The sequence below is a fragment of the Paenibacillus sp. Marseille-Q9583 genome (genome assembly GCF_976954365.1).
Window position 1 is genome coordinate 36,377 of the sequence record NZ_CDRJTB010000005.1, and the last position, 11,645, is coordinate 48,021.

Annotated in this window: 8 protein-coding genes; 1 reads left to right on the forward strand and 7 read right to left on the reverse strand. The window is 41.9% G+C overall.

The genetic code is table 11. The features are described 5' to 3' along the window. Window positions 1-146: 146 nt before the first annotated feature. The 6 genes from ACWNM1_RS04065 to ACWNM1_RS04090 form a co-directional block, all read right to left on the reverse strand. On the reverse strand, window positions 147-3,215 hold the full coding sequence (locus tag ACWNM1_RS04065; RefSeq protein ID WP_449599997.1) for a glycoside hydrolase family 2 TIM barrel-domain containing protein: 3,069 nt from the start codon (window positions 3,213-3,215) through the stop codon (window positions 147-149). Between the two features lie 36 nt (window positions 3,216-3,251). Next, window positions 3,252-4,073: a carbohydrate ABC transporter permease gene (locus ACWNM1_RS04070; RefSeq protein ID WP_449599998.1), complete on the reverse strand. Its 822-nt coding sequence runs from the start codon at window positions 4,071-4,073 to the stop codon at window positions 3,252-3,254. Beyond that, entirely contained in the window at window positions 4,073-4,885 is an 813-nt protein-coding gene (locus tag ACWNM1_RS04075; RefSeq protein ID WP_449600078.1) for a carbohydrate ABC transporter permease, read from the reverse strand. The genes ACWNM1_RS04070 and ACWNM1_RS04075 overlap by 1 nt, the downstream gene beginning before the upstream one ends. A 228-nt stretch (window positions 4,886-5,113) precedes the next feature. Beyond that, the gene (locus ACWNM1_RS04080) at window positions 5,114-6,424 is read right to left on the reverse strand and encodes an ABC transporter substrate-binding protein (protein WP_449599999.1); all 1,311 of its coding nucleotides are present in this window, start codon (window positions 6,422-6,424) and stop codon (window positions 5,114-5,116) included. A 185-nt stretch (window positions 6,425-6,609) separates the two neighbouring features. Continuing rightward, a complete protein-coding gene (locus ACWNM1_RS04085) occupies window positions 6,610-8,388 on the reverse strand; it encodes a sensor histidine kinase (RefSeq protein ID WP_449600000.1) in 1,779 nt (592 codons plus the stop codon). Then, window positions 8,385-9,941 carry a response regulator transcription factor gene (locus ACWNM1_RS04090; RefSeq protein ID WP_449600001.1) on the reverse strand — a complete coding sequence of 519 codons (1,557 nt, stop codon included), beginning with the start codon at window positions 9,939-9,941 and terminating at the stop codon, window positions 8,385-8,387. The genes ACWNM1_RS04085 and ACWNM1_RS04090 overlap by 4 nt, the downstream gene beginning before the upstream one ends. 389 nt (window positions 9,942-10,330) lie before the next feature. Here ACWNM1_RS04090 and ACWNM1_RS04095 point away from each other — a divergent pair, with 389 nt between their 5' ends. Continuing rightward, entirely contained in the window at window positions 10,331-10,552 is a 222-nt protein-coding gene (locus ACWNM1_RS04095) for a DUF3955 domain-containing protein (RefSeq protein WP_449600002.1), read from the forward strand. Between the two features lie 103 nt (window positions 10,553-10,655). Here ACWNM1_RS04095 and ACWNM1_RS04100 read toward each other — a convergent pair whose 3' ends face one another. Further along, complete coding sequence (locus ACWNM1_RS04100) at window positions 10,656-11,549, reverse strand: hypothetical protein (RefSeq protein ID WP_449600003.1); 894 nt, start codon at window positions 11,547-11,549, stop codon at window positions 10,656-10,658. Between the last annotated feature and the right edge of the window lie 96 nt (window positions 11,550-11,645).

The window sequence follows — 11,645 nt, forward strand, 5'->3', positions numbered from 1 at the left end:
CATTGCAAACTATTTTTAGATTACAAACACCTCCTCCATAAAATGTAAACGATTACAAATATGTATAAACCAACTATTCGATCATTCACAAATAGGATTTGGTTGCCCCAACCTTATCCATTGAGGCAACTGCTATCCGTCTCTAATCATGCTCTACGAATCGTAAACTCAAAATCCATATCTACAGAAGGATCAATCTGATATTCATCAAGAACTGGCGCTCCCCAGCTGTCATCACCACCAACGCCCATTTGACGTCCGGCAATCGTAACAACGGTATGATGAATCTTCGGCAGCTCATAATGATGCGTCGCATTCTCCAGCTCCATTGCCGAATAGGGTGATATATTGGCTTCCACAGGAGCTGAGGCTGGTGCGGATATTATAATGCCTTGGCCAAGGTTGTTGGTTATGGATACTTCACGTACACCTGTGCGATTACCTGATTCCTGCGGTACCAAATAGGACGATACATTGTCCACCGCTTGATTCTGAAAGCGACACAATCTTGCACCAAATGCACGGTCGATATAATTCTCTTCCGGTCCATTCGCATACCAATTCAGCTGGTAGTAATCCGCTGGTACCTTGAAGGTTAGAGCGAAGATGGGAAGCTTCGGTAAACCCGGTTCACCATTGTACCTTGATTTTACTTTTATGCTTCCATCAGAGAACACCGTATAAGTTACACTTACTCGTATTTCCTCTGACACACTCAATTTATACATGTAAGTCACGGTCGCACGGTCTTCTTCTTCCATGAGCTCGAAGCTTAACGTTCTTCTGCTCAAACTTGCAGCATACCAAGAGGAAGAGTCAAAATGTATTCCCGCCCCCTTGTCGTTGTCTGTCGTGGCTCTCCAGAAGAGGGGTGCCGGCGGTGAAGAGATCATTTCCCGTCCTGAATATTTGACGGAGATCAATGTACCAGCCTGCTTCGAAAACATAACAGAGAAGTCACGACCATGAACGCCAATATTTACATCCCCTTCAACTACGCGAAAATCATTCACATTAGTGATGACCTTAGAATGTGCAGGAGCCTCATCTTCTGACTTGTTCTCCACTTGAAAAACATACTGTCCAAAAGCGATTTCATAACCAGCATTCGCCCATAATGAATCTTCCTTGAGCACAAGAGAAACATCTAAACTATACTCACCAGAGTGATTAGTCTCTGGTAAATCAAGTTCAACATATCTTTCTTCTCCCGGTTTAACCTGGGCGAATACAACCCCACGATAGATTTCCCTGCCCTCATAATTCAGACAATATTTCAATTTATACGCATCTAAGCTAACAAATAAATTCTCATTTCTAATGGTTACGCCATGATAATCCGGAGACAGTTTGATGTTCTGATATAGAAATTTCACTTCCTGCATTTTCGGAGACCATCTCCGATCCGCATACACAATTCCGTTTCCGGAGAAGTTGTAATCGGTTGAACGGTCATCAAAGTCTCCACCATAAGCCATATAAGGTTTGCCATATCGATCATTTTTTACGATGACCTGATCCATGAAATCCCAGATAAATCCACCTTGATACATTGGATACTTCTGCTCTAGCTCTGTGTATTTATGCAATCCTCCAACGGAATTCCCCATCGCATGCATGTATTCGCAGCTAATATATGGCTTTAATGGATTCTCTTTTAAATACAATTCGATATCTGCTACCTTCGCATACATCCGGCTCTCCATATCACTCGCATCATCAAATTCGCGGTTATGGAACAACCCTTCATAATGAACCAGACGCGTAGAATCCTTCTCACGAAAATAATTCGCTACGTTCCGAATGACTTCACCGGCAAAAGACTCGTTGCCACAGGACCAAATCAGAATCGATGGATGGTTCTTGTCTCTCTCCACCATGGAAATCGCACGATCCATTACGATATCCTGCCATTCAGGCTTACTGCCCGGTATGTTCCAAGACGGTTCTACAACACCCATTTTTTGCCATGATCCATGCGACTCTAAATTCATCTCGTCAATAACATACACACCGTATTCATCACACAGCTCATACCAGAGTGTTTCATTCGGATAGTGCGACGTCCGTACAGCGTTGATATTCGCCTGTTTCAAGGTCTTTATATCCCACAGCATATCTTCTTTCGTAATACTGCGTCCGAAGCGCGAATTAAACTCGTGCCGGTTGACACCTTTGAATACAATACGTTTACCATTTAAGTGCATAATCTTATTGATCATCTCGAATTTTCGAAATCCAACCTTTTGCGGCACGACTTCCACAAGATCCCCGGATGCGTTGAAGACAGATACGTAAAGGGTATACAAATTAGGATCTTCTGCACTCCACAGATGAACCTTTGATGCCTCAAGCTCCAGTGAAACGGAATCACCTGAAACTCCAGTCTCACTACGAACTACAAGATTTCCTGCTTTATCCATAAGCTCTAGGACCACTTTCGAAGCTGGCTTACCCATCAACTGCAAATCAGCTTTCAGTGTTCCCTGCTCAAACTGCTCATCCAGATCGGTCTGAACGTGGAGATCCCTCACGTGAACTTCAGGCACAGTATATAGATACACATCGCGAAAGATTCCAGAGAAGCGCCAGAAGTCCTGATCCTCCAGCCAACTCCCCGTACTACGCTGATAGACCTCAACCGCCAGCTTATTCTCACCTTCCGTCAAGTACGGTGTCAGATCGAATTCACTCGGAGTAAAGCTATCTTCGCTATAACCAACAAACGCCCCATTTAGCCATATATAAAAAGCGCTTTCTACTCCTTGAAAAGAGATATACAGTGGACGTTGCTCCCAGCCCGCAGGCACTACAAAATATTTAACATAGCTGCCTACAGGATTATGATCCTCAGATATCATTGGAGGTCTAAGATGCTCATGACCATCCCATGGATACATCGTATTCACGTACTGAGGCTGCCCAAAACCCTGAAGCTGGATATGTCCAGGAACCTCAATATCTTCCCACCCTCTACAGGACACGTTCTCCTTATAAAAATGCGCCTGTCGTTCCATAGCATTGTGGGCGTAGCTAAATTTCCAGCTTCCGTTCAGGCTATGGCGCCAACGCATATCTCCAAGCCCTTCAGCTTCAAATTTCGTCTCGTAGTACCGATGATCGGAGTGCGCGTGTATTCTGCCTACTGCATAAATGGAAGGGTCTGACAACCATTCCAAACTTGGAGCGACGCCCCGTTCAACCTGCTGCTTCATCTAATTTTCCTCCTTCTGCTTAAAATGATCGTTAGCTTATTTAACTGAACCCGTCATCCCAGCCACAAATTGCTTTTGCATCATGAAGAATACAAGGGCGGTCGGCAGGGTCGTAATAACAATCGCGGACATAATCAGACCATAGTCAGGCGCATAACCCGATCCAAGATTCGAAATTAGCAATGGCACGGTCATATTTTCTGGTGATTGTAATACGATCAAAGGCCATAAATAGTTGTTCCAGCTGTTAAGGAAGGTGATAATCGCCGCGGCAGCATAAGTTGATTTCATCGTTGGCATATATATGCGGAAGAATAAACCAAATTCCGAAAGACCATCGATGCGACCGGCTTCCATCATATCCTTAGGAAACATTTTTGTACTTTGACGAAAGAAGAAAATTAGGAATGCTGTTGTGAATGTAGGTAAAATGACTGCCGCTGCTGTATCGATACCAAGAAACGGTACCACACTTGATACTTTAGCGAACATTTGAAATAGAGGCACCATCATCGCTGCAAATGGAATCATCATTGAAGCTAGCAAAATATTAAATACGATATCTTTACTCCGGCTACGGTACATTTCAAAACCATATCCAGCCGCCGATGCTACCAGCAATGAAAGCAGAGTAGTCATCACTGAGATTTTTGCGGAATTCCAAAGGGCTTGCCACATATCTACGGAATTGAACACATTGTTAATATTTTTAAAGAGATGCGCACCCGGTAGTAATGTCCCTTTAGTTACATCAACCGACTGATTCGTGGCACTAATAACCATCCAGATAAATGGAAAGATAGAGATCAGCGCAGCGATGATTAGAAACAGGTAAGTAAACATGCGTTTAGTTTTCATTATCTCTTGTCTCCTCCTACTTTGTTCTGAATTAGCGTCAGAATGAGTACCATTACAACAATCGAGTAGGAGACGGTTGCAGCGTATCCAAAGTCAGGTGTGTATTCAAAAGAAAGGTTATAAATATATTGGGAAATCGACATGGTTGCATTGCCGGGTCCACCTTTCGTGATGTTAACCACCTCATCAAACAACTGAAGTGTTCCAATGGTCGATGTTATCGTCGTAAACAAGATAATCGGTTTCAATAGAGGAATTGTGATTTTGAAAAATTGAGTAAATGCACTGGCGCCATCAATGTGAGCTGCTTCATAAATAGATTTATCTACATTTTGCAGGGATGATAAATAGAAAATCATATTATAGCCAGTAAAGCGCCAAGTGATGGCAATGATGATCGTGACTTTGGCCCAGAAGGGGTCCGTAATCCATTGAATCGGTTCGCTGATTAGATGCAGATTCGCTAGAGATTTATTGATGATTCCTTCGGCTCCAAACATGTACTTGAAAACAACGGAGTACGCCACAAGTGAGGTTACCGTCGGCAGAAATATGGCCGTTCTGAAAAAACCCTTGAATTTCAGTCTTTCATCATTTAGCAGGACGGCAATAAAGAGAGCCAGCACCAGCATCACTGGGACCTGAATAATCAAGTAAATAAATGTGTTTTTGACGGCTGTAAGGAACGTGGTATCGCTAAACAATCGAATATAGTTATCAAACCCTGTAAAATGAAGATTGCTTCCTCTACCCGTCTTAAAAGATAGAATTAAAGCTTGAATCATTGGATAAAAATAGAAAACACTGATCATAATGACCGGCACAAGAACGAATAACCAGCCTGTCAGATGGATCTGCCGTGACCCTTTTGAGCTCTTATGTTTTTGCGGGCTTAGCCCTGTCTTTATAGTTTCCACTCCACTCCGCACCCTTCTGTCTTATATATTAGAGATGAAAGCCCTTGCTACCTATCCTTCTGTAGAAATCCAATTTACAGGAGAAGAAGGAGCAAGGGCATTGGTTGTACAGCCTATGTGCGATTATCGAATTTGAGTGTCCGCTTGCTTCTGCGCATCTTTCAGAACAGTATCTACATCTTTGCCACCTAGATAAGATTGTACTGCTACAACCATAATGTCCTCGATAGCGTAAGTATTCATGCCATAGTTGACGTTAGGAATTTGCTCGGTCCATGCTGCAAAGTCTGATACGACCTTTTGGCCTTTGAAAAATTCATCCGCAGCTGAGTAAGCTTCACCGCTCGCCGCAGCTTTCAAGGTACCGATAACACCAACTTTTGTATTCAACGTCTGATACAGTTCAGTATCAGAGGCAAAAGTCTTAGATAGGAACTCAGCTGCTGCTTCTTTACCATCTACATTCATTACGTACCAGGAACTACCTCCAAGGTTGGATGCGTGAACAGAGCCTTCTGTAGCTCCTAACTTAGGTAGTGGAGCTACTGCCCATTTACCAGATTGAGAAGCTTCTGCTTTAATCGAAGGTGTAATCCAGTTACCTGTAGGTACACTAGCCACTTCACCACCATTGAATGCACCTACAAACTGGCTCCAGTCTGAAATTACTTTTACGATACCGGAATCCATCATCTCTTTGAAAATGACAAGAGCTTCTTTTAATGCAGCGTTTCCTTCAATGGTCGGAGTCTCACCATTGTCATCTGTATACCATGCGCCTGCCGATTGGATCATCACTCGGATAAGTCCTAGATCGTTCGGATCAAGTGTTAGCATGCTTTTGCCGGTTTTCTCTTTTACAGCTTTACCGATCTCGATATATTGCTTCCAGTCGATATCCTGTAATGCATCCAGGCTGTAGCCTGCTTGCTCGAGATAGTCTGTCCGTACATACATTCCAGTTACGCCAGAGTCAAACGGAACACCGTATTGTTTGCCGTCAACACTGGTAGGGCCAATCTTATAATCCGCAAAGTCAGCAGCCTTTACAACATCCGTCAATTCATAAAAAGAATCTGGATAAGCTTGTAAGAAGCTCTGTGCACGATAATCTTCGATCAACACAATGTTAGGCAGACCCTTCGTGGAACCAGAGTTTAGCCCCGTATTCAGCTTTTGAACGATATCAGCTTGCGCGTTCTCAACGACGTTAACCGTTACGTCCGGATTAACTTTTGCATAAGCATCTTTGGCAACATTCATAGCGGCAATGTTAAACGCCGGGTCCCAAGCCCAAACTGTAATCTCTTTTGGCTTGCTGCTACCTTCGGCACCGGAGTTACCAGAGTTGCTCGTTTCATTTTTCGTTCCACCTGTGGAACATGCCGACAGTAGAACCACACTAGCTAGCATTACGGATAATAATTTTTTCACTACGTAAACCCCCTTGATAGTCTGAAAAATAATAAAGATGGAAGCGTTTTCTCTGCTACGCCTCCATCTTATCATTTTGTATTCGTTTTCTTTGGCAGTATCTTTGTTAGCTTTGGTGATATTATTGGGTCCTATTTTGATTCTCATATCGACTCTGGTACTATTTTTAGATTCATGTAAAATTTTTAGTTTTTTAACAATGGAAGCGTAACAACGATTTGTGTACCTTCATTCCGTTTGCTTGTAATATTAATCCCGTATCTCTCACCGTATAACAATTTGATTCTGTCATCCACATTCCGTATACCGATCCCAGAGAACAGTTGGCGTTTGTGCTTCGAAGCTGGTAGCTGCTCCTCTTCCAGCAAATTCGGGTCAAGATCCATTCCATCACCGTTATCTACAACTTCACATACTAGTTGCTCTTCCTGCACGGAAATCATGATGAGAATTCTTCCCTCATCTTTAAGGTTGAATGCATGAAAGAATGCATTTTCGATAAAAGGTTGAAGAATTAGCTTCGGCATATGATAATCCAAGCTCTCTGGCTCCACAAAGTAATTCACACGGATCTTCTCACCATATCTCACGTGATTGATATACACATAATGCTTCAACGACTCCAATTCTTGACTAACAGGAATAGTAGAATGAACATCGCTTACTGTATTTTGCAGGAGTGAGATTAGTGAATTTATCGTTCCAGCTGCTTTTTCCTTATTGCCCTGCTGCACCAGAAATTTGATAGAAGCCAGCGTATTATATAAAAAATGTGGGTTAATCTGCATTTGGAGTGCCGCCAGCTCCGCATTACGTTGTTGCTTCTGAGTCTCCATCAGCTTATCAACATAATCATGAAGTGAATCAAGCATAAAATTGAAGGCATTCCCTAACTCCTTAACCTCATAGCTACTATTGGTGACTTCTACATGATTATCGAACTCGCCCGTAGGAATACTCGACATCTGTTTAACGAGAACACGCAGGGACTTCGTCATTTTACGGGTTATTAAAAATACGATAATGAGCGAAATGGCAACAATAGTCATGATCGTCAATGTCACCGCTTTGGCATTCACCATCTGTCCAGTCACGGCGTTCTTATCGATTAGGTTCACCAAATAAAAATCAAATTCAGGTAAGTATTCCGAGAACATAATTCGTTCATTCCCCATCACATAGGTAGACTCGCCATCTTTACCTCCACTATCAACTTCTTGAAGCAGTTTCTTATCGAGAAGCCCAATCATTTCTGTCTTGCTGCTGGATACAATTAATCCCTTCTTGTTTAGCAACACGACGTCATTACCTTCACTCGTAAAGTTAGCGTAAAAGGGTTTGAAATCCCGATCACGAATGGCCACATACATGGTGCCATAGATTCTACCGGTCGAATGATCAAACAAAGCTTTGGAAGCCACCAGCATAGGCTCTTTCACATTCACTTTATTATCTCTTAAATCGAGCTGGTACAGGATTTGATCAGGATGGGCCACAGTCTCCTTCGTAATCGGGTGAGCCATAAGTTCATCTGCGGAAATGTCCCAGTACCAAGGATCTGTTGAATAACTCCTGCCATTTACGCCCACAATCATGATTCCAACATCAACGGCGCTGAGGTTAGAGCGGATTGCCCGCATGCCTTCTGTCATGTGATATGTTTTTATCGCAAGATTCACTGCGTCCGTCTCTCCGCTTGATAAATAATTTCGTATAGCCTCATTCTGAGCCATCATCGTAGCACCAGTAGCAATAATGTTGTTATAAGACTCCAGGTTAGTCTTCATCTGATTCAGCAGTTTACCGTTTGTTATACTAAAGGTCTGTAAAAATAATTTCTCCGACATACTAATTGTAATAGCCAGCGTCAAGAGTGATACAGTTACGATGCTAATTAGGGTCACGAGAAACAGCTTGAGGAATAAGCCCTGCTTTCTAATATTGTTAATGAAATTTCCAATCATGGCTGCTCTACGTCCCGTCTCCGGTACCGGCTTGGAGAAATGCCAGTCTGCTTTTTAAATACCTTGGTGAAATAACTCTGATCTGAATATCCCACGCTTGCGCTTATATCGGAAATTGATTTTTCCGTTGTCTCGAGCAATTCCATAGCTTTTTCCAAACGAACTTTATTCAGGTACTCACTAAAGCCTTCTCCATTATGGGCAGTAAAATAACTCGATAAATAAGAAGCATTGAAGTGGAACTGTCTAGCTACCCCTGTCAGTGTAATCGGATCTGCATAATGATTCTGAATATATTCGAGTAGCTTTGTCATATTGGGGTTAACTGATGAATTCGTCTCACCAATCGTGCGCTCAACTTCTCGAATGAATGCTTCGGTAACAGCAATAGCATCACTTGCATACATCGCTTCATCTATTTTTCGGAAGTAGTCGTATTTGGTCTCCTCCAGACCTCCGATCTCACACTTCATTTTTCCAAGCGTGGTCGCTACGTTAAATATAAAGTTGCCCAATAGCGATTTAAATTCGAAAATATCCATGCGATAATCCATTGAACGAAGATGGACATATTCAAGAAACTCTGTAAATGCCTTCTGGAATTGCTTACGTCTCAACTGGTCCATTAATTCTCCCATATCAATTTCCTGTGCTCCCGGAAGACCCGGCAAATGATCATTCTCAATCAGACTTCGTTCTGGCAAGTAGAAACTGTATCGTGTAAGCTTCAAGTAATTATCTCGATAAATCTCACCAAGTCTCTCAAAGTGCGCGAAGCTCTGACTGATAATAAAATGTGTTTCTCTCACACGATGTTCTATTTCTGAGATCAGATAACGGAGTTCAATCACAAGCTCGTCCCAATGTTCTGGATTAACGTTTAGCAAATAAATGACCGAGTCGTTAACAAACTTTAACCGAATAAACACAACATCATCCAATGCTAACTTTTGAATTCCTCTTTCGATTTCATTTGCGAACGTTAACTTATCACCAGAATCTTTAATATGCTTCATATCTGCTCCGAAAAATGCGAATTGTACGTGTGGAAACTTGGAATGAAGCAAAGCAGGTTCTAGCACTGACTCATATCCCGTCATGAGCTTCTCGATCGCGAACAAAAGCTGCTTTTCCTCTGGATCGGCCCCTGAGTCGCTTATCTTCATCCCTGCCATCTTGGCTGTAGTTTTATTTAGGATGGACAACAGATAATCAGCTTCCAGCTTCGGCTTAAGGATGTAATCTGCTACCCCACTCTGAAATGTGGAACGGACATAATCGTATTCACTGAAGCTGCTTAAGACGATTACTTCAATGTGTGGGTATTTTTCCTTAACAATCTTGACTAGCTTCTCCCCGCCCATTATTGGCATTACGATATCCGTAATAATAATATGAGGATTCAGCTCATTCATCATACTCAGTGCTTCAACACCGTTAGAGGCCTCTCCGACGATTCGATACCCTTCTTGTTCCCAATCCAAAAGATGTTTAATTCCCTGTCTAACCAGCATCTCGTCATCCACAATCATAATCTTAAATATTGGTTTCATATCTGCCCCCTTGCAGCTGTTCAACCTGTTATTATGTTCATTCACTGATTGAACAAATTTAAAAAGTCATACAAATGATCAGAACGCCGTTCCTCCATACTATCGAAGCATTGGATGTAACCGTTTTCTATTTATCTGTTACAGTTCAATCCTTCCGACTTGGAACGACCTTCTATACAAATAAAGCCTTGAGACTTACTTAAATTTGTTTAAACCAAATAATAGTCCTCACCAGCAATTATGGTCAAGTCCCCATTTTCAAATCCAATTCCAAACACAAGTTAATTCATTTGATTTACAATAATGATATATCGAATTACAATAAATTAATGTTGATTCGCGAGTGTTTTTTGTGTATCATTTGGTTATCAAGCAAAGGAGAATGTCATATGAAAAAGAAATATCTATTAGCCGCTTCACCATTAGTATTAAGCATCATCTGTTTAATGATCTCACGTATGGTGGGTTCAAGCGTGGGACCGGATGGAATCTTGCATGAGCCGGCTTTTTTCTTAATTCCGCTTAGTTACCTATTTTTATTCTGCAGTATTGTAGCATTCCTATTCATAGGTCTCGGGTCCGTCCTTAATAATAGAAAAAAGATTTCGTAATAGCGTTGTGTTGGGACATTAACTTTCATAGCAAAAAGAAAGAAGCCGCAATCTATCGCGGCTTCTTCTGTGTTGGATGTTCATTTTAAATTTGACATGAACTCTATAAACTCAACTTCTGCTGGAGTAAAACAGCCAGCTCTTCAGCTGTATCCCAAACGATTGGACGGATATTTTTCACTTGTACGAAAAGATCATTAGCATCGCTGCTGTTCACAGTCCAAATCACTGGAATGTTCAACCCTAGCGCATATCCTGCGGTAAAATACACTTCAGGAGATTGGCCGGTTAAATCAGCGATAATCAGTTTACTCTCCTCTATAAGCTCTAAGGAATACGGTTCACGGTTATGCGTTGATGTATGCCGTAGTAACCGTGGTATATAACCAAACTGCTCGATTTTAGGAAGCAGCTTATCCACCCACTCCGTGTGCAAATCCTCCGCATCTGACAATAGAACGATACAGGGTTTTAATTTTTTGCCTCCTGCGATTGCGGCAGCTTCATTCCATCCCTTGTCCGTCAGCTTAAAGGTCATGCCTTCCCTGATCATAAACTGCTCGTTAATCAGCTTATCTATGATATATACCAGTTCTTGCAGATTAGGCGAATACGTTAGGTTGTAGCTACTGGAGAGTGGCTGAATAACAACGGATTCCCCAGGGGCTTCAGAATGTCTGTATAAGTATTGCAGTAAACGGTTTCCTTTATCTTCAATCGTCACTGGAATTTTCGAGGAATTTACAATGGATTCTAAATCGTCGGCCGATAGACTGACCTTTTCTCCACGATCTGTCAGCTCCCGTATATAAGCCGATATCACATGAAACATATCGCGTTTCTTTGGATGCGCGAGAGAATTTATAGGCTCATAGCTGTCTCTCAATAAGTTATAGAACCCGTCAGGAGAACAATTACAGCCTAAAAATCTATCGTAATCACCTTCCGATGTAATGGATACCATCTCATCACAGAACAAGCAGTATTTCTTAATCATTACAACTCATCACCTCTTTATTCATTGATATCCCCTTACCTTACCAAGAATATCTTAAAAAGTAGACAAGAAGATATTTCCTTTAGCACTGAACAT